Source organism: Bradyrhizobium sp. AZCC 1610 (assembly GCF_036924515.1).
Classification (GTDB): Bacteria; Pseudomonadota; Alphaproteobacteria; order Rhizobiales; family Xanthobacteraceae; genus Bradyrhizobium.
Window position 1 is genome coordinate 5495158 of the sequence record NZ_JAZHRR010000001.1, and the last position, 24023, is coordinate 5519180.

Here is a 24023-nt window from a genome sequence, read left to right on the forward strand (position 1 = left end):
GAATTCTATTTCTCCAGCGCGCCGGAAAGAATCAGTTCGAGTTCCTGCCTGACATCGTCGAGCGGCTGGGCGCTGCGTGCGGCGCGGCACATCGCGACCGTTCCTTCCAGCGATGCAACGACCAGCGCCGCAAGCCGCCGCGCACGGGCGGCCGTCACGCCCTCGCGCCGCAGCGCGGTGACCAGGATGGCTTGCCAGTCGGCGAACACCCCCTCCGCGAGATCGAGCAGTCGCTTTTGCGCGGCTTCATCCGGCACGCCGTCACTACCGGTCGCATCGTTGACATACTGCTCGACCGCCACCGCCAGCACCGGACAGCCGGCCTGGAATTTCGATTTCCCCAGCGTTTGACGCCACAACGCGATAAAGCCGCGAAGCCCGCCGATGGCCCCCTGCTCCCGCGTCAGATGACCCAAGGGTCCGCTGACCTGCTTGCCTGCAAAGACAAGCGCGTCCTCGATCAGTTGCTGCTTGCCGCGCGGAAAATGATGGCCGATCGAGCCGCGCGGCGTACCGGTATGGCGGACCACGTCGCGCATGCTGGTGGCGTTGACGCCACGCCGGCTCATCAGGTCGGCGGCGCCTGCCACCATCTTGGCGCGGGTATTGGACGACATCGGAACTCCCTCTTGAGTCGCCTCATTGTAGAATATGACGCTTGACATAGCCAGCCCAATCGAATTATGCCATTTGTCATAGTCGTCCGCATGAGCCGGCAGGGAGGATGCACGATGACCGTTATCCATGTGATGACCCCGCAAGGGCGCCTGAACGCCGAGCAGCGCCGCGTATTGGCGAAGACGCTGACGGATGCCGTGCTGGTTCCGGAGGTCGGCAAGCTCGCGCCCGAGGCGCGCCGCGGCTATCAGGTGCATTTTGCCGAGCGGCCGCTGGACATGATCGCGCACGGCGGCGAACTGCTGTCGGACAAGCCAAGCGACGTCATGGTGCTCGATGTCGTTGTGATGGACTGCTGCTGGACGCGCGAGGACCGCGCTACCGTGATCCGCAACATCCATGCCGCGCTTGCGGAGGCCTGCGGGATGAAGGCGCCCTCGCCCGCCTGGTGGATCAATTTTCGCATCATCGAGGAAGGAAGCTGGGGCTCACGCGGCGGCGTGCTATCGTTCGTCGACCTGCTCGAACACGGCGCATCGCACTTTTCGCCGGAACGCGCCGCGGCGATCCGCACCGCGCTTGCGGTGAAGTACGAGAGATAACTGCGCACGATGGTATCCGAGACATCCAGACAGAGGAAACGAACATCATGGTCACCGAAGGAAAAATCCGCACCGAATCCCACGATCGCATTTTCAAAATCATCATCGATAACCCCACCAAGAAGAACGCGTTCTCGCCAACCATGATGGAGCAGTTGTCGGACGCCCTGACGGAACTGCACGACAACGACAGCTATTGGGTCGGCGTCATCTGCGCCGAAGGCAAGGATTTCACGGCCGGCCTCGACATGCCGAAATTCTTCGGCCCCACCGCCGAGAAGCGGAATATCAGGGAAGGCAATGTCGACGTGTTCGGCCTCGGAAAACGCTGCAAGAAGCCGATCGTGTCAGCGGTGCAGGGCATCGTCTTCACCGTCGGCATCGAGCTGATGCTGGCCGGCGACATCGTCGTGGCCGCCGATGACGCTCGCTTTTGCCAGATGGAATCCAAGCGCGGCATCGCGCCGCTCGGCGGGGCGCATTTCCGCTTCCTGTCGCGCACCGGCTGGGGCAACGCGATGTATCATTTGTTCCTGTGCGATGAATTCACGGCTTCGCGCGCCCGCGAGATCGGGTTGGTCCAGGAAGTGGTGCCGGCAGGCCAGCAGATCGAACGCGCGATGGCGCTTGCCGCGATCATTGCCCGCAATGCGCCGCTCGGGATTCAGGTCACCAAGGAAGCGGCACTCAAGTATGTCGAGCACGGCGAGAAGGCGGCCATCGCCTATATTCCGACTGTACGCGAACGCGTGCTGAACAGCGCCGACGCAAGAGAAGGCATTCAATCCTTCATCGAGCGGCGCGCCGCGGTGTTTCAAGGACGATGAGGCGGACGTGAAGGCAATTTCCGGAAAACAAGAAGAACTGGCGAACCTGCTCGTGCGGGCGCGGCGCAACGTCAGCCAGGTGACCCTGCCCGATGATCTCGTACCTGAAACAACCAGCGACGCCTACGCCGTCAATCAGGCCGTCGCGGAGCGGCTTGGTTGGGAGCCCTTGGGCTGGAAGATTGCCGGCACGACGGACGCCGTGCGCGGCAAGCTGCAACTGGACGGACCAATCTATGGCAGGACCTTCCGCCGCTTCGCCTGCACCTCGCCCATGCGTTTCAAGGCGGCGGAATTGCTCGACCCGCTGATCGAATGCGAGTTCTTCGTCACGCTGGCGCGCGACCTGCCGCCGCGAGACGAACCCTGGACGCTTGCCGAGACGATCGAGGCGATCGCCGAGGTTCACGCCGGCATCGAAGTGGCGGAATGCCGCTATCCGAGAAAGGCCCTGCCGCCGCTGCCTGCCATTCTCGCCGACGGCAGCGCGTCAGGACGCTATGTCTTTGGCGACAGGATCGAGAACTGGTGCGAGGGACTTGCGTCCGTGCCAGTCCGGCTCGAGATCGATGGGACATTGCGGCGCGAGGGCATCGGCGCCGATGTGATGGGCGATCCGCTGCGGCCATTGTGGTGGCTGGCCGAACAGCGCCGCCAATGGGGCGACGGGCTTCGCGCCGGCGAGACTGTTAGCACCGGCTCGATGACCGGCATGCTGCCGGTGCGCGGCGGCCAGCATGTCCGCGCGCGATTCGGCGAGGCGGCGACGATCGAGATCACGATCGATCTGTGACCTCATCCGGTCAAAATCGATTTCAGCGCGTCGCGCTGCTCGATGATGTAATCGAAGAACGCGGCAATACGCGGCACGCGGCGGATGTCGGGATGCGTCAACAGCCGCCAGCTTCGCGTCAGTTCCGGAACAGGGCCGAGCACGCGGACCAGATCCGGCTCCGCGTCGCCGAGCGCCGTCGGCAGCGGCCCTAACCCTGCGCCGGATTTCACCGCGGAGACCAGGCCAAGCACACTGTTGTTGCGCACGGGCATCCTGGCCTCTGGTGCGACGTCCTTTAGCCACTTTGCGGCGCGGTGACCAGCCAGCGTCTCGTCGAAGCCTATGAGTAGATGTTGCGACAAGTCCTCGACGCGGTCGGGCTTGCCGCGACGCTCGACATAGTCACGGCTGGCATAGACGGCCCAGAACGAATCCGCGATCTTGCGCCCGATCAGCTCGTCGTCGGTATCGCCGGAGCGGAAGGCTATGTCCACCTCCCCCTTCGACAGGTCGAGATAGCGGTCGCTGGTGATGAATTCGACGCGCAGATGCGGATGGCGGGCATGAAATCGGTCGATCAGGCCCGACTGCGTCATGCGGATAACGATGGGCTCCGGGCAGGTGACGCGGATCGCGCCCTTCATGTCCTGCTCGACATCGGTTGCCCGCCGCTGGAAATCCCCGACCGCGGCCTCGATGCGTTCGGCAAAGGGTAACAGCGTGGTGCCGTATTCGGTCAGGCGATAGCCGCTCGCAGCCCGGGTCACCAGCGCCTGCCCGATCCGGCGTTCGAGCTCTTCGAGCCGGCGGTGCACGGTCGACTGGCTGGTGCCAAGCGCCTTGCCAGCAGCAATCGTGCTGCCATGGCGCGCAACGGCGAGGAAATACTTCAAATCGTTCCAGTCAAACATGCGCCCATTATGCACTTCTGGAGCCGGGCCTAGCAATCTTGCGGCTCCCGCGGTGGGGCCGTGCCGCTTAGGCTTTGGCATCGAAACAACGCGGCGATTGACGCACAAAGGAGCTATGTATGCGCAGCCATCTCTTCCCGAGCAGCGCTCTGCTTGTCGGTCTCGCCTTCAGCAATCCGGCACTGGCGCAACAACACGGCGCGGCAGCGCCAAATCTCGCCAAGCCCAACATGGTGCTGCAGCAGGTCGTCGAGGGATTGCCCACCGGCGACAAGCAGACGGTGCGGGTCATGACCGCGACGTTCAAGCCGGGCGACAAGACCGTCTATCACACCCACCGCTTTCCGGTGACGGTCTATGTGCTGGAAGGCGCCTTCACCTTCGAGCTCGACGGCCGCCCGCCGGTCACGGTCAAGGCCGGCGAAGCGATGGTCGAACCGCCAAAGGTGCCGATGACCGGCTATAACCGCAGCACCACCGAGACGACCAGGGTCGTCATCTTCTATGTCAGCGCCAACGATACGCCGTTTCTGGACTTGCACTCGCACTAGGCGGCCTGCCGCGCGCGCGCGTCATCGAGATTATCCGCCCGGAGAAAAACTCAGGCTATGCCCAATCCTGAAAGCATCATGCCCTAGTCTTCGTCCGGCTCACGCACGACCGGCGGTTCGTCGGCGGGGTCCTCTTCCTCTTCGTCCTCGTCCTCTTCGTCTTCAGGATCTCGGGGCGGCATCGTGTTGCCCATGATCACGAAGGGACTCCAGTCGATCAACCTGGTGGAAAATTCCTCTGATATGTGTGGGGTCATGTTGTTGCTCCTCAGGTGTGGTCTCCCCCTTCGGCTCCGGTTTCCGCATGGACGGGTTAGCGCTGCACCTGGAGTTTTCACAAGGTGCCGTTAAGCAACATAGGACTCCATTCAGGCGCTTTGAAACAAGCGGATAAGTGACTGGGCGGTTCCCTGGTTCCAAAAGAACCTCTCCGCCGTGCCGTCAACGGATCGGGAACGAAAGTCCCCGCCGCGATCACGGGCTGTTCGCTGCTGAAGGCGGTACAGGCGGTTTAGGGTAGCGTTTTCGAGCGAAGCGGCTTCCGGTTCGCGTGAAGAAAACGCGTCAAAAAAAGATTCTACGCCATCGCCAGCCGCTGTCGGGCGCGCATCAACAGCAGCAGCATGATGCCGATGTTGAGCGCGTTCCACGCCAGCCCGTTGGCGAACGCGGCGCCGTAGGAGCCGGTGGCGTCGAAGATCGCACCGGAAATCCACCCGCCAAACGACATGCCGAACACGGAAGCGAAGATCACGATGCCCACGCGTGTCGCGGCTTCCGACGCCGGCATCGCCTCGCGCACGATGATCGCGTAGCTCGGCACGATGCCGCCCTGGAACAGGCCGAACATCGCGGAGATGATATAGAGCGAGGTCAGGCCGTCGAAGAACAGGTAGAACAAGAGCGCGGTGCCCTGCGCGACCGAACCGATCAGGAGCGTGCGGATGCCGCCGATCTTGTCGGCGAGAAAGCCACTTCCGATGCGGCTGATGATGCCGAACCCCAGCATCAGCGACAGCATTTCGGCGCCGCGTGCCACGCCATAGCCGAGATCGCCGCAATAGGCGACGATGTGAACCTGCGGCATCGACATCGCCACGCAGCAGGCGATGCCGGCGAGCGACAGGATCACCGTCAGCGCATTGGTGGAGAGCCGCAAATCGACGCGCGGCGGGGCCGCGTTCTCGTGATCGCGCTGCGCTCCCGCCCCCATCAGCATGCGCAGGCCAACCAGCGCCAGCGTCATCGCCACCGCCGTGAAGATGCCGATCGCGATATGGCTGCTGCGCCAGCCCATCTGCTCGATGCCGAAATTCACCAGCGGCGGCCAGATCGTGCCGCCGATGTAGTTGCCGCTGGCGGCGATCGCGACCGCCAACCCCCGGTAACGGTCGAACCAGTGCGAGGCTTCCGCCATCAGCGGGCCGAAGGTCGCCGACGAGGAGAGCCCGATCGCGAAATGCACCAGGATGAAGTGCCAGATCGAGGATGACATGCCGGCTACGATGTAACCCAGGCCCAGAATGCCGATGCCGAGCCCGATCGCGGTGACGATGCCGTAGCGATCGGTGATCTTGCCGGTGAGCACCCCGCCGGAACCGAATCCGAGCATCACCATGGTGAAGGCCAGCGAGGCAGCGCCCCGGCTCGCCCCAAACTCCGCCTGCACCACGGGGAGCGCGACCACCACCGACCACATGCCGACACTGCCGAGCGAACCGATCAGCACGGCCACGGCAAGCCGGGTCCATGCCCGACGCGAATCGGGAACGAACAGGTCGGAATCTCGGGTGATTTCAGAAGAAATTGCCACGGCGCGCGCAACTTCGGGGGCAAATCGCCTAACGTCAAGCCACATTGCCGCGATATTGGGCATGCAGATGTGGAGGGACAGCGTCCCTCAGTGCCTTGGCTCAATCGGCGCTTGGCATTAGCTTGTCGCTATGTTCGTTCGCTTGACGAGACGGAAGCGCGTCAAGGCGGGGTGGTTTGCCGCCCTGCTCTATCTGTTTTGCGTGCTCGCGCCGGGTGTTGCGCTCGCACTTGGCGATGCCGCGTCATGTCTCGTGCACCAGTTCGGAACGGCCGCCACCATGCACGTGCATGAGGGTGCTCAACCGCAGCATGCGGCCTCGCACCAGCATCATGAGATGCAAGCGGATCAGCATGCGATGCATCGCGCCGATGTCGGCCACGCCGTCCCCGGGCACGCCAAGCATCAGCATGACGGCAAGGGCTCTATGGGTCCGTGCTGCGCCATGCTGTGCGTTTCGGCGATCGCCGCCGATCCGCCTGCGGTTGAAAAGCCCTCGCCGCCGATCTCGCTCTGCGTCTCCGAGAATTTTCAGCGCCTGCCGGACAAGGCGCCCCCTCTGCTCTACCGCCCTCCCATCGCCTGACCTGACGTAACGACGCCGGCAGCCGCGCTTGCGACAGCGTACGCATGCCCGTGGTCCGTCAGAGAATTCAATCATGTCTGCGCAGTTCACGGCGTCTCGCGCCGTTGCGCAGCGCATTCGGAAAAAGCACGAGAAGGAACATCGAATGAAAACCATTGTGACGATCCTGCTGGCGCTAACAGCGCTTTCAGCCCTGCCGCCTCTGGCCCACAGCCATGAGCAGCACGCCCACCAAAGCTATGCGGCGGGCGAGCCCGGCGATTCCAAACAGCCTTCCCGCACCATCGAGGTCGGGATGAGCGAGATGGCCTACGCGCCCGCCCGCATCGAGGTGAAGCGCGGCGAACAGATCCGCTTTGTGATCCGCAACACCGGCGCCGACGATCACGAATTCCTGCTCGCCACCGCGGAAGAAAATCTGAAACACGCCAAGGCGATGATGGAGAACCCGCATATGGAACATGACGAACCGAACGGCGTTCGGCTTGCACCGAAGAAATCGGCCGAGATCCTCTGGAAGTTCACTCACGCCGGCACGTTCGAATATTCGTGCCTGATCCCCGGCCATCGCGAGGCCGGCATGGTCGGCCAGATCCTGGTGAAATAGGTCCGGTGAAATGAGCTACAGGTAAAGCGAAGGCGGCAAGCTGCGCAAAAGTTTCCTGTTTTCGTCGCCCCTGATCCACTACAACCGGGTCCAATCCGAAAGCTGGGAAAACGAGACCGCCGTGCAAAGGATCGAACATCAAGGTTTCCTGTTGCTGCTCACAGCCGTCACGCTGGCGTTCGCCTGGGTGCTGTACCCGTTCTATGGCGCTGTTCTCTGGGCGATCGTCGTGGCGGTGCTTTTCGCGCCGGTCTATCGAAGGCTGCTGCAATCGATGCAGGGCAGACCGAGCCTGGCAGCCGCGGTCACCGTTCTGATCATTATCGCCATCGTCATCCTGCCGCTTACAATGATCGCAGCGTCGCTGGTGCAGGAGGCGTCAAGCCTTTTCGCAAAGATCCAGTCGGGAGAGTACAATTTCGGCAGCTACCTGCAGCGGATATTCGACGCCCTGCCGGCCTGGGCCACCGGATTGCTCGAGCGGCTCAACCTCGCCGATTTTTCGGCGCTACGCGAAAAGCTCGCTTCCGGCCTCATGAAGGGCGGGCAGGTTCTCGCCCCGCAGGCCCTGAGCATCGGGGTGAACACGTTCGATTTCGTGATCCGCCTCGGCATCATGCTTTATCTGCTGTTCTTCCTGTTGCGTGACGGCAGGGCGCTGGCAGAACGGATCAGGGATGCCATTCCGCTGCGCGGCGAGCAGAAGGCGGCGCTGTTCGCCAGATTCGCCGACGTCGTTCGCGCGACCGTGAAGGGCGGCATTCTCGTCGCGATGGCGCAAGGCACGCTCGGCGGCATCGCGTTCTGGTTCCTCGGAATCCACGCAGCGCTGCTATGGGCCGTGCTGATGGCGTTCCTGTCGCTGATCCCTGCGATCGGCGCCGCGCTGGTCTGGCTTCCGGTCGCGATCTACTTCCTGGCCGCCGGGGCCATCTGGCAGGGGATCGGATTGATCCTGTATGGCGTGCTCGTCATCGGACTGGTGGATAATCTGTTGCGTCCCTTCCTGGTCGGCAAGGGCTCGAAGCTGCCGGACTACGTCGTGCTGATCTCCACGCTGGGCGGCATCGAAGTGTTCGGCCTGAACGGTTTTGTCATCGGGCCCTTGATCGCGGCGATGTTCATGGTGAGTTGGGAAATATTCGCCGTATCGAGGGCGGGCGTCAGGGGATGACGCCGGCGGCAGAGCGTGAGGCGCGGTTCTGATGCAACGTTGGAACCGTCCGCCGCTTCATCGGTTTGCAACCCGCAGCAAAAGTGCTTTCTCTGGCGGACCGTCCGGTTTCAATCCAGGCGTCCCCAGCGCAAACGCCGTCACGAGCAGCACGATGCTCGCACAGATGATATGCAGACAGAGACGATCCATTGGCATTAACGAGCGAGTGTGCCTCCCGTTCCCTGGAACCGGATGGTTTATTGCGACGGGATCCAACATTTGTTGTGGTTTCAGTCCACCCATCCTGCACATCTACCCCAGCTCAAAGCTGGTGACGCCGAACACCCGCTCCAGCCGCAGCGGCGGAATCGCGCCGGTATACATGCGGGCGGTCTCGAACACCGGCGCGAGCCCAAAGTCCTGCGCCAGCGCGATCGCCTCGCCGTTGATGCCAGGCACGTCCAGAAAAATCTCCCCGCCGCCCACCCTGGCGAGCAAAGCGGACAGCACCGTTTCGGCGATGGCGCGGTCGTCGGCCACCAGCGGGCCGACCTTAAAACCCTTCCGGCACGGACGGATCACGCCCCAGCCGGCAAGCCGGCCATCGCGCACGATCGCACAACCGGCATGTCCGGCCGCGCCGATCCAGGACCGCAGGAACGCCGGCCGCGGCGCCGGAAACACGATGGCGTCATCCGCCTCGACAGCCGCGAACGGGACATCGGACAAGGCAATGACGCCGGCCTGCGGCGCGGCGGGCGCCGCAACCGTGCCGCCGTAGCGGACATTGGCGTAAGCGAGCGCAAACCCGGACTTTCTGTAATTGTCCTGCTGCGCTGTCACGCCATCGAGCCCGATCACGCGTGGACCGGCATGGGAGATGGCCGCATTCCATATGCGCAGCCCATAACCCTGCCCGCGCAAATCCGCTCGTACGATGTAGAAGCCGAGAAAGGCAAAGCGCGCGCCGTAGTTGACACAGGACACGGTCGCGGCCGGCGCGCCATCGAGCTCTGCGATGAAGAAGCCTTCGGGATCGACACAGGCAAAACAGGCGGCGTCGGCGAGACCCGGATTCCAGCCTTCGGCTGCAGCCCACTCCATGGCGAGCGAGATTTCGTCGGGCCGCATAGTTCGGATGGTGAAGGCGTTCATGGACGGCGATCCTCGCGCATGTGTGTCTTCAGTCGTCATGACGAAAAGCGAAACGACGATTTGTTCCCCGAAGATTGCACTACGTCTTGCGCGTCCTCTGCTCGTGATGCAGATGCGCAGATGTGCGCAGTCCAGAAATGGCACACTTCTTCGCGAAGAATATCATTGCGCCCTGCGAATTGTTTAGCGAAAATTAATCATGTTGGCTGGCGCGGCTCTGCGTTGTTGGAGGCTTCACACATGTACCGATCATCGCTCACGCTGGCCTTTGTTGTGCTGTACTCCGCGGCTGGCGCGGCCAGCGACCTGTCATCCGTCTACGTGGCGCCGGGCGGAATCTACGCGCCTTCCGCTGATGTCTATGTGCGTCCGGGACCGGCCCATCGACCTTACGCGGAACCCGGTTACGGATATCGGCAGCCCTCTTATGGGACGCCGGGCTATCCATACCGTGCACCGGCATCTGTCTATGGCGAGTACGGACCGGCCTACGCCGCCCAGCCGGTCTATGTCGACCGCGAGCGTCACTACGCTCGCGAGCGCTACTACGCGCAGGAATACGACTATGCGCCGGAATATGCGCCGAGGCCGCCTCTGCCAGTGCCCTACCGTGCGCGGGCGCGATGCGACGACGGCTATGGCAGGTGGGCTTACTGCGAGTAAAGCACGTAGGTAGGATGGGTGGAGCGCAGCGATACCCATCACTCTCTGCGCACGCTGATTGATGGGTTTCGCTTTCGCTCTACCCATCCTACGCGGCCGCGGAACGCGCTCGACAGAGCTATTCCGCGGGCGCGAGCTGTCCGGTCGAACGTGTGGCAGCAGTCTCGCGCCTCCGGACACGAGCACGGCGCTTGCGCCACCAGATCACGACGCCTGTCACCGACAGCACCGCGACCACCAGCCCCATGATCGAAATCAGGATGCGGCCGGGCAGGCCGACGATGCGGCCGGAATGCAGCGGGAATTGCGCCTGCACGAAGATATCGGCTGGTGTGCCGACCCACGGCAGTCTCGCGCCGATCGGGCGGCCGTCCTCGCTGTCGTAATACAGCTGCGCCGGGCCGACGCCGCCGGCACCATGATCGTCGCCGGGGTGGAAGAAGGCCGCGGCATATACGCCGTGGGCCGGGCCGTAATTGATCGAGCCGACCGGCGTGGTCCATCCGCGGCTCTTGCCGTCGGCCGCCGCACGCGCGGCGATATCCGCAAACGTGACCTTCGGCTCGATCGGATCGTCGAGATGCCGATAAGGACGCTGCTCATACGGCGTCGGGGTGTAGTCCGACACCGTCTTCATCAGGGGCGAGAACACCTCGAAATACAGGTTGAGCGAGAACGCCGTAAAGGCGATCACGAACAGCAGCGCCCAGGTCCACAGGCTGAAGGCCCGGTGGATATCGAAGTTGATTCGATAGGTGCTGCCCGAGGTCTTGATCTTCCAGGCCGGCGCCCAGCGCGCCCACAAGCCGCGGCCGAGTTCGCGCTCAACGGCAGGCGCGCGCTCTGCTTTGGCGCGGCGACGGGACGGCAGCGTCAGATAGAAACCGACGAAGCAATCGATGGTCCAGATGATGGCGATGACGCCAAGTATGCGCATGCCCCAGCGATCACTGCCCCAGAACTCCGGAATATGCATGGTGTAGTGCAGCTTGTAGAGGAACGAGACGAAGTTCTCACGCGTCACCGGCCAAACCGCCCCCCAGTAGCGCCGCCCGAGTTCCGCGCCGGTGTTGGGATCGAGGAATATCTGATGTGTAGTCGAGGTTGAACCGCTTGCCGGTGGCCGGGTCGATCCGCGGCAGCACGAAGAACCACAGCGAGTGGCCTTGTTCCGGCGTCATGAACATGTGGATGACGCGGGCGCGCGGATCGCGCTGCTCGATCAGCTTGACGAGGTCGACAGATGGAATCGCGGGGCCGCTGCTGGTCACATCGAACAGATGCTTGTTCAAGAGGTCGTCGAGCTCGTGATCCCACGAGATGATCGCGCCGGTGATGCCGGAAAAAAGCAGAAAGCCGGCGGTGAGAAGTCCGGCCCAGCGATGCAGTCGCCCGAAGATCGATCTCATGGCCTTCGCCCCGTTGGGGTTGCCTCAGTTATCAAAGTCGTCGCAGTGTGTCGCGGCCCGTTCACCATCGATAGGTCAGCTTCGCGATCGCCTTGCGGCCTTCGGCATAGAAGCAACTGGTGTAGCCGTAGCAGGCCGCGACATAGCGGGTGTCGGCGATGTTGGTAACGTTCAGCGCCAGGCGGTAGTTGTCCTTGGTGTAGGCGAGCAGTGCATCGACCGCCGTCGAGGCCGGCACCTTGAAGGTGTTGGCGTCATCGCCGAAGGTCGAGCCGACATAGCGAATGCCGCCACCTACCTGCACGCCGGCGAGCGGGCCGCCCTGCAGCGTGTAGTCGGTCCACAGCGCGAACCGGTTGAGCGGCACCGTGGTCGGTGCCTTGCCGACATTCACGGGATCCTGCGTGACCACGGCGTCGATGTAGGAGTACGCGCCACGGATGTTGAAACCTTCCACCAGCGTCGCGGTGCCTTCGAGTTCGACGCCGCGCGATTTCACCTGCCCGGTCTGCTCGGGAATGTATGCCGGGGGCGCCCCGAAGGTGACGACATTGGACCGCGTCAGGTCGAAGGCCGCCAGTGTGATCAGCGCATTGATCCCGACCGGCTGGTACTTCACGCCGACTTCATACTGGACGCCGGTTTCCGGCTTCAGCAGTTCGCCCGCGGCGTTGACGTTGAGCACCGGCAGGAACGATTCGGCGTAGCTGAAATACGGCGCGATCCCGTTGTCGAAATTGTACATCACGGCCGCGCGGCCGGTGAATGCCGAAGCGTCCGTCGTGGCGGAAGTCCTGTTGAGGTGATTGTCGAGGTCGGTCGTCGCGAAATCCTGCCGGCCGCCCAGCAGGAACGAGAGCCGGCCGAGCTTGATCTGGTCCTGCGCGTAGAGTCCCATCTGCGACTGCTTGACGCCCTTGTCGTCGTACGGCCCGTCATTGGTCCATGTGTTGGTATAGACAGGCGCAAACACGTTGATCTTGCCGGTGCTGTACCCTGAAGCGGCGTCCCGGAACGAGGTGTTGCGGTAGTCGATGCCGAACAACGTGGTGTGGCTGAGGATGCCGGTGACGAACTTGCCCTGCAGCTGGTTATCGACGGCGAAGGAGTTGATAGTCGATGCACCGCCTGCGCCATAGCGCGACATCAGGCCTGCGGCCTCGTCGGCCGGCGAGGCGTAGCCGGTGCCGTAGAAGCTGCGCTGTTCGTTGTGCATCCACGAATAGCGCAGGTTCTGCCTGAAAGTGAGGGCCTCGTTGATATCGTGCGAAAGCAGGTAGCCGACTGATGCCTGTTCGGTGTCGAACTGGTTGAAATTCGGCTCACCACCGAAAAAAGTATTCCGGATGAAGCGGCCGTTATTGGCAAACGCGGTGCCCGATGCCGGCAGGAACTGGAGGCCCCAGCCGGTTGTCTCCTTTTGATAGTTGGCCAGCAGCGTGATGGTGGTGTCGTCGTTCGGCTTGAACGTCACCGCCGGCGCGACGAAGACGCGGTTGTCCTTGGTGAAATCGACCTGGGTTTCGCCGTCGCGGACGACGCCGGTCAAGCGCCACAACACGGTGCCTTCCTTGTTGGCGGGGCCGCCAACGTCGAACTGGCCCTGGTAGCGATTGAAGCTGCCGCCTGACACCGACATCTCGCCGAACTGGTAGGCCGTGGGCAGCTTGCTGACGTAGTTGAGAATGCCGCCGGTGCCGCTGCCGCCGTACATCACCGAGGACGGCCCTTTCAGCACTTCGAGACGCTCGGCGCCGTAGGGCTCGAGGCCGAGGAAGTGCACGTATTGGCTGCTGGGCAGCCGGAGGCCATCGAGATAGAGGCCCGGCATGGTCATGTCGAACCCGCGGATCTGCAAGCCCCCGAAGCGCGTGTCGGAGCCGCCATTGACGTCGCCGCTGACACCAGCGGTATAGCGCAGCGCGGCGCCGACAGATTCCGCACCCTGGTTTTTGACCTGGTCGGTGGTGACGACGGAAATCGACTGCGGGGTTTCGATAATCGGCGTGTCGGTCTTGGTCGCGGTGCCGGTGCGGGTCGCGACGAAGCCACGCACCGGACCATTGGCGCGCTCGCCGGCGCCGGCGCCCGATGCTGCCGCAGCGGGCGCTGCTTGCGGCGCGCGGGCCGCACGATTGGTACGCACGGCGCGCGTGGTTGCAGCACGGCGCGATGGTCGGGCTGCCGACGGACGCGCGCGCTCCTGCGGCGCATCCACGGTGACCGCAGGGAGCGATGACTGCGCCAGCGCGACGCCAGTCGGCAGGCAGAGGGTAAATCCGCTGACTGCCCCGAGGCAGATCATTCGCATCAGTTGAAGGTGGGTGGCGGAAAGCGAATGGAACGCTGTAGATGTCACACGGTACCCCGAGGCCTGCCGGCTTGGCCGGTATGATTTTTTGATGCTTCGCTCTAACGCAGGCTTCTTCGGAGTTCGATGGGTGGTTGCTAGAATTCCTCCAGATTGCTCGGTTCCTGCTCACGCACTGAATGCGCGTGATTCGTTTTTCGCAGATCGAAGTTCCAGTTTATCGATGGCGGCTGCGATCTGCGGACCATCAATGCAAATACGCGCTGCCGCGGTCGCGCCAATGCGCGCCCGCCTATCCCGAGCGCACTACCATTCCTTGAATGTCGGCTCGGCGCATCCACCGCAAACCCAGGGGAACGTCCAGTCGGCAGTAAGTCTTGCGCTCTCGGGAATATATCTGCTCCAGACCGAGGCCTTGATCGGGTTGATCGATCGCCAGACCACATCAAAGGTCCCCGCGGAATTGAGCCTGCCGATCATGGCCGGCTTGGAAAGATGATGGTTGGTGTTCATCACCACCTCGAAACCACTCGGCGCCTTTACTCTCTGACCGTACATGGCTTGCCGGACCGCGTTTACATCGGTCGTGCCGGCCTGGGTCACGGCCTGGGCCCACATCCTGAAGCCGATAAAAGTGGCTTCCATCGGGTCATTTGTCGTCTTGTCCCGTTGCCCGTTGAAGTCCGCCCACATTTTCACGAACGTATCGTTCTCCGACGAGCTGACGGATTGGAAATAATTCCATGCCGCGAGCTGGCCGGCCAGACCGCTCACGCCAATGTCGCGCATTTCGCGTTCGCCGACCGAGAGTGCCATCACGGGAAGGGTGTTGGCGTTCACCTGTTGGGCCTTGAATTCCCTGTAGAAATGCGTGTTCGCGTCTCCGTTGATAGTTGAGATCACTGCGGTTCGTTTTCCTTCCGAACCGAAAGCCTTGATCCTTGCAACGATCTCGCGCCAGTCGGAATGCCCGAATGGCGTGTAGATCGTCGTGATATTCTCGGCGGCCACGCCTTCGTTGGCGAGATAGGCGCTCAGGATCCGGTTGGTGGTCCGCGGATAGACATAATCGGTTCCAAGCAAAACCCAGCGGCGAATCTCGCCACCTTCCTTGCTCATCAGATAGCGAACGGCCGGAATGGCCTGCTGGTTTGGCGCAGCGCCGGTGTAGAAGACATTGCGCGAGCTTTCCTCGCCTTCGTATTGAACGGGATAGAAGAGCAGACCGTTGAACCGCTCGAAGACAGGAACAACGGCCTTTCGGGAGCTGGAGGTCCAGCACCCGAATACGACCGCGACCTTTTCCTTTGCGAGCAGTTCGTATGCCTTGTCCGTAAAGGCGCCCCAATCCGACGCCGGGTCGACGATGACCGGTTCGAGTTTCCTGCCGAGCAACCCGCCCTTCCTGTTCTGGTCCGCGATCAGCATCAGAACCGTGTCCTTGAGCACGGACTCGCTGATGGCCATGGTGCCCGACTGGGAGTGCAGAATGCCGACCTTGATGGTGTCCTCGGCGGCGTGAGCCGCCGATACATGGAGAACGAGCAGCGCCGGGAGGAGCCTGCGCAAGGTCCAAGCCAGGTTCATGCCGATACTCCGACGAGTTCAAGGATGCGGGTTTCCTTTGTCATGCCCTTGGCAACAACCGCATCCAGGGCATTGAACTCGAATTGATCGCGAACGCGCAAATACACGTCCTCGCTGACGAGGACGGCGGTGCCGGTCTGCTTGTTCAGCCCTTCGAGGCGGGCGGCGAGGTTCACGGTGTTGCCGAGAGCCGTATAGTTCATGCGCTCGGTCGATCCGACATTGCCGACGACGGCTTCCCCGACATGAATGCCGAACCGCGTGAAGAAGGGCGTCAGGCCTTCGGCCTCGAATTCGGCGTTGAGCCTCTCACCGGCCGCTCTGGCTGCAAGAGCCGCCCGGCAAGCGCGCGCGACATGGTCCGCCTGCGGATTGGGAGCGTTCCAGAACACCATGACCGCGTCGCCGATAAACTTGTCGACCGTTCCGCCTTCGGCGAGGAACGCTTCCGTTAGCGCCGAGAAATATCGCGACGTCTGCAGCATCAGCATGTCGGGGTCGGCGGCCTCCGCGATCGTCGTGAATCCCCGAACGTCCGTGAATACCAGCGTAATCTCCTGTTTGACGCCGCCGAGCCTGGTAGAGATGGAGTTGTCGATTACCCCGCGGACAATCTCCTTGGGCACGAAGTGCGCGAACGACCAGATGGCGCGCTGGGCGAGATTGACCGTGGTTCCGAGTTCGTGAATCTCCCGGATATGCGAGGTAACCGGCGCGAGGCTGGGCTCCGCGAGCCTCTGAAGCTGGCTTGCCTGCTCCGTAATTCGTTTCAGCGCTTGCGCCATCCTGCTGCCGAATATCCAGACAGCCGGAATAAAGGCAGCGCCAACGATGATCGCAAGGACGAGTCCCTTGAACTGGAGATCCCGAACGTTCTGGACAAAGTCATCCTGGGCTGCCAGCAGGAGTATGCTGCCGCTATAGCCTTCGCCGAGGGCAAACTTCGTCAACCTGAACAGGTAATCCTGTCCGTCGTCATCACGGACGATCCCTTCGTTCTTGTCGAGATTGTGTGACCTTCGCAGGGCCGAGGCCGCGACGCCGGAATTGACCTCGTCGATGCTGGGCAATTGCGATTGGGAAGGATGCGTCATCGCAGCCGCGACGAACTCCGCAAAATCGCGATGGGCGATCAGCGATCCCGCCTCGTCGAAGATCATGACGGTGCCATTCTGTCCAGGCCGCTGGGCCTGGACGAAATCGCTGAAGGTATCGAGCTTGAGATCGGCAGCGAGCACGCCGGGCACCTTTCCCCGCAAGGGTGTGCTGACCGTGATCACCGGGGCGGCAAGGCTGAAGGAGAGATAGGGCGCCGAGACATACGGACGGTCCGCTCTCATTGTTTGCCAATACCATGAGCGCTTGCGGGCGTCGTATCCGTATTTCCACAGATCGATTTCATCGATCTCGTTGCCCTGTCGATCCCAAAAAACCCGCCGCATCGGCAGGTCGCCACCGGGGGTCGGACGAACCAGGCTGATCACCAGCTCGGAATGCGGCGGTGCACGTAACCGGCCGCGCTGATCTTCGGTAAGGTCGCTGATCCGCCGCACCTGCAGCCATGCACCGTTCTCGAAGCCGGCATAGATGCTGTCCATCTGCGGCAGTTCCCGCAACGCGGCCTTGAACAGCGGAATCGCGCGGTCTGTCTCCGACCTCTCATCCGAATCGGCCACGCTCGAGCCGGTCGCCAGCACATTCACCAGCGATGCAATCGCGTTCAGTTCGCCCTGCAGCCGACCCAGTGCCTTGGTGCTGGCTGCGTCCATATAGGCCGACGCCGCCTCCCGCGTGGCCCAGTGCAATGACTGAACCTGAATGGCAATCAACAGCGCAGCGAGCGCGACGACAAATGTCATCACCGCGAGAGTGATCGATGCACGAAACGTAAACATCGTGTTCAACCTCGTAAGCGAGGGGATAGCTATATGGCGCTTGACCTCCGCGCGATTTTCGCCGCTGCAATCGGGATCGGATAGGTCTCGGTGAACAAGGCAACAAGCGAAACCGCATTTGGCAACCAGCGCGAGCGTGCGCTTCTCGTCGTGGCCAATCAAGCGGTTCTAACCGGCAACATCCGCCGCCGAACAGCCGTTAAGGGCCTGTTTACCCTTCCGCCTGTCAACAAATGGCGCTACAGCCAGAAACTGAGCGCTGACGCCTCAAGCCTGCAGGATGGGTGGAGCGACTTGTCCGCCGTAGCTCCGCGAGCGAAGGCGGAAGCGATACCCATCACCTCCTCCGCGCACGCGATTAATGGGTTTCGCGGAGCCTGTCATCGGGCGCGCGTTCGCGCGACCCGTTGGCTCTACCCATCCTGCGCGACTGCCCGGCAGCCAAAAGCGATTTGTGCGCATTTCCAAAAAAATGGAACTCAACCGAAGGTGCGCTGGTTAAGCGTTGGAGCCGTTGGGCAAGAACGCTTATCCAGGGAGAAGCGGCATGGCGGTCCATTTCAACCACACGATCCTGTCGGCACGCGACAGCAAGGCCTCGGCGAAATTCCTGACCGAGATGTTGAACCTTCCAGCCCCGAAGCACTGGGGGCCATTCGAGATGGTCATCACCGAGAACGGGGCCTATCTCGATTACATGAACACCGACGAAATCGCGCCGCAGCACTACGCCTTTCTGGTCAGCGAACCCGAATTCGACGAGATTTTCGGCCGGGTTCGCGAACGCAAGCTCGCCTACTGGGCCGATCCGGCGCGGAAGCAACCGGGCGAGATCAATCACCACGACGGCGGACGCGGGGTCTATTTCGAGGATCTCAACGGTCACCTCCTTGAAGTCATCACCCGACCGTATGGCAGCGGCGGATGGAATCCGTGAAGCCGGCGAGACACGCCTCTTCGTAGCCCGGATGGAGCGAAGCGAATTCCGGGGACAATCAGCGGACTTATCCCGGATTGCACTCGCTTCATCCGGGCTACGGCGCTTTGTCATTGCGAGCAAAGCTTCACATGACCGTCATGCCTTCAAGACCGCTTGAACGTGGTCGCACCTCCGTGTCTGGTGACATAGCTGGAGGTCCGGGGCTACCAGACCAACAGCATGAAGAGACGATGATGAAAGCATTCTTGAAAGTTGGCATGCCTGTCGCGGCAATGGTCGCCTTTGCTGCGCTTGGCGCGATGACCGGAAATCAGGCGAACGCGGGCGAGTTTTGCCGGCAGGATGTCACCGGCCACATGACCGGCTGCGGATTTAACACGATGGAGCAATGCAAGGCGGCATCGGCGGGCATTGGCGGCGACTGCTTCCGCGACCCGTTCCTGAAGGACAACCGCGATGCCTTCGCCCAATATCCAAACTCCCCTCGCCCCAAGAAGAGCGCGCGTCCGCGCGGAAACGAAACAACCACCAGACCATAAAGGATCGTCGCGGCGGCCGAGCGACAAGGCCCGTGCGGATTTGCGCGCGGGGTTGCGATCGTGACGCTGAAGAACAGAAGGGAGACCGTAGGGCGGATTAGCGATAGCGTAATCCGCCGTCCGACGGCAAAATGGTGGACTACGCCTTTGGCTGATCCACCCTACTGACTACGGACCGAATCTCCGGCAAAGACGAAGCCCATCGGCTACTGCTAAAGGTGGGCCGGAGAGCACATCGTGAATCCCAACGCCTTCGCGCGTGACACACTACGGTTCGGCGCGCTTTGGACGATTGGCATGGCGACGCTGAGCCTGTCTGCGGTTCGACGTCAGCAACATGTCCTGCCACCATCGGGCCCGGCCGCGGCCGTGCATCTAACCTTGGTGGCCCGGCTTCCTCAACAAGCCACCTCCGGGATCGACGAGATGCTGACGGAGCTCAAGCGTCGCGATTCTTCACACCACTATTACCCCACCAATACCCTTCACGTGACGATCCGAAATTTCGACAACATGAAGGACGTCGATCGCCCGCAATTGCTCGCCCAACTCCGCCATTGCATCGGCTCGCTCCGCCCCTTCAGCCTGAGGGCACGAGGCCTCGGTGTTTCCCCCAATTCAGTTTTTCTGCAGCTATTCCCAGAAGACGGCTCACTGTCGGACCTCAGACGCAAGCTGTCGCTCCTGACCCGGGACAGTCACACGCGACAGCGCGCAACGGAATCGCGCCTGCTTCGCGATCTCCTGTTTCGCAGACTCGCCTTCGCGAACCTGATCCGCTTTTCGGGTCCGGTATCCTTTCCCTTCATCCGTGAAATCGCGCGCCATCGCACGACCAATTTCGACAGCTTTTGCGTGGAAGCTCTCGAACTCGTGCAAACGGACAGGCTGTTCTCCGCAGCCGGCACCACGACGATCGATCGGATGCCGTTGGGGCGGTAGCGTGTAGGATGGGTGGAGCGAAGCGATACCCACCTCCTCAATGAATTGAAGGGGTGGGCTTCGAGTTACGGTGGCAGCACTTAACAAGCGCTCTGCGGGTGATGTCGGTCGGATGATTGGTGTACTATCACCGTATTCGCAATTTGAGCCAGGCGGTTTTTGCGCACTACCTCAACCTGACGGTGGGATACGTCTCGCAGCTTGAACGTGGGTCAAACGTCCGACCGGGCCGGCGCTGGTCTTGCTCGATGTGATCCGGCGCAAGGGAATCGAAGCGATCCTGTGATCTGATTTGCGGTGACACCAATTATGGTGACGCTCAAGCGAATAGACTACAGTTTGCGAATGCAGCGCCGAGCTGGGGAGGCTGGTCGAGTAATAAAGGATCTCAACTATGTCGGAAGATGCCCGCTAACCGGACATCGAAAGGCATTCCAACGCCAATGCGGACCCACCGGACATCGACGACCAAAGTCGGCAACCGGCACATGCGGGTCTCCGGAACTTTGGGGTGATTCCGGGAGTTATGAATTAAGCGGTATTGCGAGATTTCGCTTTCGGCTCAACGCACATCTGCCGTCTGTCGTCGCAAACGGCAGCATCGCAGGAGGCTCTCATGAGTATCAAGCGAATCCTGGTTCCACTTCCCGGCTCAGCCAGTCACTCCGGTCAAATTGAAACGGCCCTGTCTGCCGCGAAGGCGTTGGGGGCTCACATCCAGGCACTGTTCATCAGTGAGCCGCCGCCGGTCACGCGTGGCGGCCTAACGGCCACCGAAATGGGACGAACGGCGACCGTCGCATTGGCAAACCGGCACGCCGAGGAACGGGAGCGAACAGCGCGGGAGGCGCGTGAGGTTTTCGCGCAGGCCTGCGCGGTAGTCGGCATCCCGATGCTATCGGCGAGCGACGAGCCCGGCAGCCCGCTCGCAGCATCCTGGCGCGAAGCCGAGGGATCGTATGTGGAAATCGCGGCGCAACGGGCCGCTGCCTTCGACCTAATGGTCGCCGCAAGCGCCACCGTGATGGAATCGCTCATGGCCATTGCCGAGCAGTCGCTGCTGCAGACCCGTCGCCCCGTGCTGTTGGCGCCGGCTCGTCCGCAGAGTGATCTGACCAACAGCGTAATGATCGCCTGGGACGAGAGCCCGGAATGCTGGCACGCGGTCTCGGCTGCCATACCGTTCATGCAACTCGCCAAATCAGTGCAGGTCATAAGCGTTGATCGGGACGCCAGCAATCGCCAAGCCTCGCAGGCCGAGGTGCTTGCCTATTTGCGCGGTCATGGCATCGGTGCGACCGCGCAGGTGGTTGCACCGGAATTGCGCTCGGTGGGCGATACGCTGCTCGCGGCGGGGGCAGAGCATGAAGCCAGCCTGCTGGTCATGGGCGCCTATTCCCATAGCCGCCTGCGCGAGATGCTTCTGGGCGGGGCCACGCGCCACATCCTTAAGAACGCTTCGGTACGCCCCGTTCTTTTGGCACATTAGCCCTCGTCAGAGCGCGATCCCAACTCGGGTTGGCCGCTGACGCCAACGCTATGGCCTCGCTCGCCGACGGCGGGTTGGGGGCCGTGCGATTAACGCACCGACGCTGCCAAACGCGCAGGGAGTGCCGGAGTGCTCCGGCTGTACCTGTATGGCTCGTGTGCGCATCTCACTCCATCTCTTGCACATGAGACCGCGGGTGCAGCAAGCACCCGGCATTCCCTGCGCCCTCTTTGGGCGAAACGCGCCGCGGAGTGTGCTCTCTCCCGTCTGCCAACGAGGCATACGGCAGGCGCTGGCGCCCGGAATAACCGGCGCACCCCCCCCCGTTAACCCTTTGCTAACCATACACCCGGCAAGAATTGCCGGGTGAAGTCGAGTGTCGTCGGCCGCGTAGAACGGGAGGAACCCCGTGGACGCCAGTGCGGTACCTCACTTTCGAAACGGTGGCACTCCGGCCGCCGCGCAGACGTTTGGCGCCCGGCGCCATACGCGGGGGGAAGCGGCTACCATGGTCGATGTCACGGCGGGTCAGGGCGGCGCAGGCGCCAGCGGCAAGTTTCCGAGCCTCGGCGAAATCGGAGATATCATAAAGCGCGGCGATCTGGCGCTGGCGTTCGGCGTCCTCACCATCCTGGTGGTGCTGATCCTGCCGCTGCCCGCGGTGGTGCTCGACCTGTTCCTGGCGATCTCGATCACGGTGTCGATCCTGATCCTGATGACGTCCCTGTTCATCCAGACGCCGCTGGAATTCTCGGCGTTTCCGACCGTGCTGCTGATCTCGACCATGCTGCGGCTGTCGCTGAACATGGCCTCCACCCGGCTGATCCTGTCGCATGGCCATGAGGGCACGGCGGCGGCCGGCCACGTCATCGAAGCCTTCGGCAATTTCGTGATGAGCGGCAATTTCGTCATCGGAATTATCGTGTTCGCGATCCTGGTGATCGTGAACTTCGTCGTCATCACCAAGGGTTCGGGCCGCATCGCCGAAGTCGCGGCGCGCTTTCAATTGGACTCGATGCCCGGCAAGCAGATGGCGATCGACGCCGATCTCTCCGCCGGCCTGATCGACGAGGCGACCGCCAAGGCACGCCGCAAGACGCTGGAGGACGAAAGCGGCTTCTTCGGCGCCATGGACGGCGCCTCGAAATTCGTCCGCGGCGACGCCATCGCGGGGCTTTTGATCGTCTTCATCAACGTCATCGGCGGCATCATCATCGGCGTCGCCCAGCAGGGCATGAGCTTTGGCGACGCCGCCCGCACCTACACCGTGCTCACCGTCGGCGACGGCCTGGTGACGCAGGTGCCGGCGCTGATCGTCTCGACCGCGGCGGGCTTGCTGGTCTCGAAGGCCGGCATCACCGGTTCGGCCGACAAGGCGATGATGAAGCAGCTCTCGGGCTACCCGCAGGCGCTCGGCATGTCGGCCGGCGTGATGCTGGTGCTGGCGCTGTTGCCGGGCATTCCGATGCTCCCGTTCCTGGCGCTCGGCGGCGGCGCCGCGGCGCTGGCCTGGAAGGCTCGGAACCGCAACGGCGCCGCCAGGGCTGAGGAAGCGGCCGCCGCCGCCGCGCCCGAACTCGCAGCCGCAGCCGCCCACGCCGCGGCCGAAGAGCCGATCGCCACCGCGCTCAAGATCGACGACCTCAAGATCGAACTCGGCTATGCGCTGCTGCCGCTGGTCAACGGCCCCGACGGCACCGACCGCCTGACCGAACAGATCAAGGCGCTGCGCCGGTCGCTTGCGATCGAAATGGGCTTTGTGATGCCGGCGGTGCGAATCCTCGACAATGTGCAGCTCGAGGCCAACACCTACGTCATCAAGATCAAGGAAGTGGACGCCGGCACCGGCAAGATCTGGCCGAACCAGTTCATGGTCATGGACCCCGCCGGCAACCAGGTCGGCGTGCCCGGCATCCATACCATCGAGCCGACGTTTGGTCTTCCTGCTACCTGGGTCGACGCCGCGCTGAAGGAAGAGGCGTCGCTGAAGGGCTATACGGTGGTGGACGCCGCCACCGTGCTGTCGACGCATCTGACCGAGCTGCTCAAGAACAACATGAGCGACCTGCTGTCCTATGGCGAGGTGCAGAAGCTTTTGAAGGACCTGCCGAAGGAACAGGGCGAGCTGGTCAAGGACATCGTGCCGAGCCAGGTCACGGTCTCTGGCATCCAGCGCGTGCTGCAATTGCTGCTGGCCGAGCGGATCTCGATCCGCGATCTCTCCACCATTCTCGAAGGCATCGCCGACGCACTCGCCTTCTCGCGCAACCCCGCCACCATGGTCGAGCACGTCCGCGCCCGGCTGGCGCGGCAGATCTGCGCACAGAACACCACCTACAACGGCTACCTGCCGCTGATCGCGCTGTCGGCGCGCTGGGAGCAGGCGTTTGCCGAATCGATCGTGGGCACCGGCGAAGACCGCAGCCTCGCCATGCAGCCCTCAAAACTGTCGGAGTTCATGACCACGGTCCGCAACGCCTTCGAGCAAGCCGCCCGCGAAGGCGAAGCGCCGGTGCTGGTCACCTCGGCGGCAATTCGCCCGTTCGTGCGCTCGCTGGTCGAGCGCTTCCGCTCGCAGACCACCGTGCTGTCGCAGGCTGAAATCCACCCGCGCGCGCGGCTGAAGACAGTGGGAAGCGTGTAGTCG

General features: G+C 62.6%; 21 protein-coding genes and 1 pseudogene. 13 read left to right on the forward strand and 9 right to left on the reverse strand.

Annotation, left to right across the window (positions count from 1 at the left end):
• Nucleotides 1–5: 5 nt before the first annotated feature.
• A complete protein-coding gene (locus V1279_RS27070; RefSeq protein ID WP_334442185.1) occupies nucleotides 6–617 on the reverse strand; it encodes a TetR/AcrR family transcriptional regulator in 612 nt (203 codons plus the stop codon).
• 114 nt (nucleotides 618–731) lie between these two features.
• Here V1279_RS27070 and V1279_RS27075 point away from each other — a divergent pair, with 114 nt between their 5' ends.
• The 3 genes from V1279_RS27075 to V1279_RS27085 are packed head-to-tail and all read left to right on the forward strand — an operon-like array spanning nucleotide 732 to nucleotide 2840.
• Entirely contained in the window at nucleotides 732–1220 is a 489-nt protein-coding gene (locus tag V1279_RS27075) for a tautomerase family protein (protein ID WP_334442188.1), read from the forward strand.
• Nucleotides 1221–1267: 47 nt separating this feature from the next.
• On the forward strand, nucleotides 1268–2047 hold the full coding sequence (locus V1279_RS27080; RefSeq protein ID WP_334442190.1) for a crotonase/enoyl-CoA hydratase family protein: 780 nt from the start codon (nucleotides 1268–1270) through the stop codon (nucleotides 2045–2047).
• Nucleotides 2048–2054: 7 nt separating this feature from the next.
• Nucleotides 2055–2840: a 2-keto-4-pentenoate hydratase gene (locus V1279_RS27085; RefSeq protein ID WP_334442193.1), complete on the forward strand. Its 786-nt coding sequence runs from the start codon at nucleotides 2055–2057 to the stop codon at nucleotides 2838–2840.
• 2 nt (nucleotides 2841–2842) lie between these two features.
• Here the strand turns inward: V1279_RS27085 and V1279_RS27090 are convergent, their stop codons facing one another.
• Nucleotides 2843–3733, reverse strand: coding sequence for a LysR family transcriptional regulator (locus V1279_RS27090; RefSeq protein WP_334442196.1), 891 nt, complete (start codon nucleotides 3731–3733; stop codon nucleotides 2843–2845).
• A 119-nt stretch (nucleotides 3734–3852) separates the two neighbouring features.
• On the opposite strand from V1279_RS27090, the gene V1279_RS27095 reads away from it, so the two are divergent.
• Nucleotides 3853–4284: a cupin domain-containing protein gene (locus V1279_RS27095; protein ID WP_334442198.1), complete on the forward strand. Its 432-nt coding sequence runs from the start codon at nucleotides 3853–3855 to the stop codon at nucleotides 4282–4284.
• Nucleotides 4285–4367: 83 nt separating this feature from the next.
• On the opposite strand, the gene V1279_RS27100 is transcribed toward V1279_RS27095, so the two are convergent.
• A complete protein-coding gene (locus tag V1279_RS27100) occupies nucleotides 4368–4541 on the reverse strand; it encodes a hypothetical protein (RefSeq protein WP_334442201.1) in 174 nt (57 codons plus the stop codon).
• 320 nt (nucleotides 4542–4861) lie between these two features.
• Nucleotides 4862–6061 (reverse strand): MFS transporter, encoded by a 1200-nt coding sequence (locus V1279_RS27105; protein ID WP_442894917.1) that lies wholly within the window; start codon nucleotides 6059–6061, stop codon nucleotides 4862–4864.
• A 178-nt stretch (nucleotides 6062–6239) separates the two neighbouring features.
• Between V1279_RS27105 and V1279_RS27110 the strand changes: the two genes are divergently transcribed.
• From V1279_RS27110 to V1279_RS27120, 3 genes are all read left to right on the forward strand, one after another.
• Nucleotides 6240–6683 carry a hypothetical protein gene (locus V1279_RS27110; protein WP_334442207.1) on the forward strand — a complete coding sequence of 148 codons (444 nt, stop codon included), beginning with the start codon at nucleotides 6240–6242 and terminating at the stop codon, nucleotides 6681–6683.
• A gap of 145 nt (nucleotides 6684–6828) precedes the next feature.
• The gene (locus V1279_RS27115; RefSeq protein WP_334442209.1) at nucleotides 6829–7290 is read left to right on the forward strand and encodes a cupredoxin domain-containing protein; all 462 of its coding nucleotides are present in this window, start codon (nucleotides 6829–6831) and stop codon (nucleotides 7288–7290) included.
• A 121-nt stretch (nucleotides 7291–7411) separates the two neighbouring features.
• Nucleotides 7412–8464, forward strand: a complete 1053-nt coding sequence (locus V1279_RS27120) for an AI-2E family transporter (RefSeq protein ID WP_334442211.1) — start codon at nucleotides 7412–7414, stop codon at nucleotides 8462–8464.
• Nucleotides 8465–8758: 294 nt separating this feature from the next.
• On the opposite strand, the gene V1279_RS27125 is transcribed toward V1279_RS27120, so the two are convergent.
• Nucleotides 8759–9601 (reverse strand): GNAT family N-acetyltransferase, encoded by an 843-nt coding sequence (locus V1279_RS27125; RefSeq protein ID WP_334442214.1) that lies wholly within the window; start codon nucleotides 9599–9601, stop codon nucleotides 8759–8761.
• 240 nt (nucleotides 9602–9841) lie between these two features.
• Here V1279_RS27125 and V1279_RS27130 point away from each other — a divergent pair, with 240 nt between their 5' ends.
• Entirely contained in the window at nucleotides 9842–10264 is a 423-nt protein-coding gene (locus tag V1279_RS27130; protein ID WP_334442217.1) for a hypothetical protein, read from the forward strand.
• A 118-nt stretch (nucleotides 10265–10382) separates the two neighbouring features.
• Here V1279_RS27130 and fsrB read toward each other — a convergent pair.
• From fsrB to V1279_RS27150, 4 genes and pseudogenes are all read right to left on the reverse strand, one after another.
• A pseudogene (gene fsrB, locus V1279_RS27135) lies at nucleotides 10383–11673 on the reverse strand (siderophore utilization protein FsrB).
• 61 nt (nucleotides 11674–11734) lie between these two features.
• A complete protein-coding gene (locus V1279_RS27140; RefSeq protein WP_442894918.1) occupies nucleotides 11735–13978 on the reverse strand; it encodes a TonB-dependent siderophore receptor in 2244 nt (747 codons plus the stop codon).
• Between the two features lie 312 nt (nucleotides 13979–14290).
• Nucleotides 14291–15571 (reverse strand): urea ABC transporter substrate-binding protein, encoded by a 1281-nt coding sequence (urtA, locus tag V1279_RS27145; RefSeq protein WP_334442220.1) that lies wholly within the window; start codon nucleotides 15569–15571, stop codon nucleotides 14291–14293.
• Nucleotides 15568–17466, reverse strand: coding sequence for an adenylate/guanylate cyclase domain-containing protein (locus V1279_RS27150; protein WP_334442223.1), 1899 nt, complete (start codon nucleotides 17464–17466; stop codon nucleotides 15568–15570). The genes urtA and V1279_RS27150 overlap by 4 nt, the downstream gene beginning before the upstream one ends.
• A 547-nt stretch (nucleotides 17467–18013) precedes the next feature.
• Here V1279_RS27150 and V1279_RS27155 point away from each other — a divergent pair.
• The 5 genes from V1279_RS27155 to flhA all read left to right on the forward strand — a co-directional run bounded on the left by V1279_RS27155 (nucleotide 18014) and on the right by flhA (nucleotide 24020).
• On the forward strand, nucleotides 18014–18403 hold the full coding sequence (locus V1279_RS27155) for a VOC family protein (RefSeq protein ID WP_334442225.1): 390 nt from the start codon (nucleotides 18014–18016) through the stop codon (nucleotides 18401–18403).
• A 131-nt stretch (nucleotides 18404–18534) separates the two neighbouring features.
• Complete coding sequence (locus V1279_RS27160) at nucleotides 18535–18945, forward strand: DUF3551 domain-containing protein (RefSeq protein WP_334442227.1); 411 nt, start codon at nucleotides 18535–18537, stop codon at nucleotides 18943–18945.
• Nucleotides 18946–19182: 237 nt separating this feature from the next.
• Nucleotides 19183–19887, forward strand: coding sequence for a hypothetical protein (locus tag V1279_RS27165; protein WP_334442229.1), 705 nt, complete (start codon nucleotides 19183–19185; stop codon nucleotides 19885–19887).
• A 616-nt stretch (nucleotides 19888–20503) separates the two neighbouring features.
• Nucleotides 20504–21376 carry a universal stress protein gene (locus V1279_RS27170; RefSeq protein WP_334442232.1) on the forward strand — a complete coding sequence of 291 codons (873 nt, stop codon included), beginning with the start codon at nucleotides 20504–20506 and terminating at the stop codon, nucleotides 21374–21376.
• Nucleotides 21377–21785: 409 nt separating this feature from the next.
• Nucleotides 21786–24020, forward strand: coding sequence for a flagellar biosynthesis protein FlhA (gene flhA, locus V1279_RS27175; RefSeq protein ID WP_334442234.1), 2235 nt, complete (start codon nucleotides 21786–21788; stop codon nucleotides 24018–24020).
• The last annotated feature ends 3 nt before the right edge of the window (nucleotides 24021–24023 follow it).

Bases quoted from the DNA above. Each gene is read 5' to 3' on its own strand.
- V1279_RS27140 (WP_442894918.1), bottom strand. From the start codon at position 13,978: ATGATCTGCCTCGGGGCAGTCAGCGGATTTACCCTCTGCCTGCCGACT.
- V1279_RS27170 (WP_334442232.1), top strand. From the start codon at position 20,504: ATGAGTATCAAGCGAATCCTGGTTCCACTTCCCGGCTCAGCCAGTCAC.
- V1279_RS27100 (WP_334442201.1), bottom strand. From the start codon at position 4,541: ATGACCCCACACATATCAGAGGAATTTTCCACCAGGTTGATCGACTGG.
- V1279_RS27090 (WP_334442196.1), bottom strand. From the start codon at position 3,733: ATGTTTGACTGGAACGATTTGAAGTATTTCCTCGCCGTTGCGCGCCAT.
- V1279_RS27115 (WP_334442209.1), top strand. From the start codon at position 6,829: ATGAAAACCATTGTGACGATCCTGCTGGCGCTAACAGCGCTTTCAGCC.
- V1279_RS27070 (WP_334442185.1), bottom strand. From the start codon at position 617: ATGTCGTCCAATACCCGCGCCAAGATGGTGGCAGGCGCCGCCGACCTG.
- V1279_RS27075 (WP_334442188.1), top strand. From the start codon at position 732: ATGACCGTTATCCATGTGATGACCCCGCAAGGGCGCCTGAACGCCGAG.
- V1279_RS27125 (WP_334442214.1), bottom strand. From the start codon at position 9,601: ATGAACGCCTTCACCATCCGAACTATGCGGCCCGACGAAATCTCGCTC.
- V1279_RS27080 (WP_334442190.1), top strand. From the start codon at position 1,268: ATGGTCACCGAAGGAAAAATCCGCACCGAATCCCACGATCGCATTTTC.
- V1279_RS27160 (WP_334442227.1), top strand. From the start codon at position 18,535: ATGACCGTCATGCCTTCAAGACCGCTTGAACGTGGTCGCACCTCCGTG.
- V1279_RS27095 (WP_334442198.1), top strand. From the start codon at position 3,853: ATGCGCAGCCATCTCTTCCCGAGCAGCGCTCTGCTTGTCGGTCTCGCC.
- V1279_RS27130 (WP_334442217.1), top strand. From the start codon at position 9,842: ATGTACCGATCATCGCTCACGCTGGCCTTTGTTGTGCTGTACTCCGCG.
- urtA (WP_334442220.1), bottom strand. From the start codon at position 15,571: ATGAACCTGGCTTGGACCTTGCGCAGGCTCCTCCCGGCGCTGCTCGTT.
- V1279_RS27155 (WP_334442225.1), top strand. From the start codon at position 18,014: ATGGCGGTCCATTTCAACCACACGATCCTGTCGGCACGCGACAGCAAG.
- V1279_RS27150 (WP_334442223.1), bottom strand. From the start codon at position 17,466: ATGTTTACGTTTCGTGCATCGATCACTCTCGCGGTGATGACATTTGTC.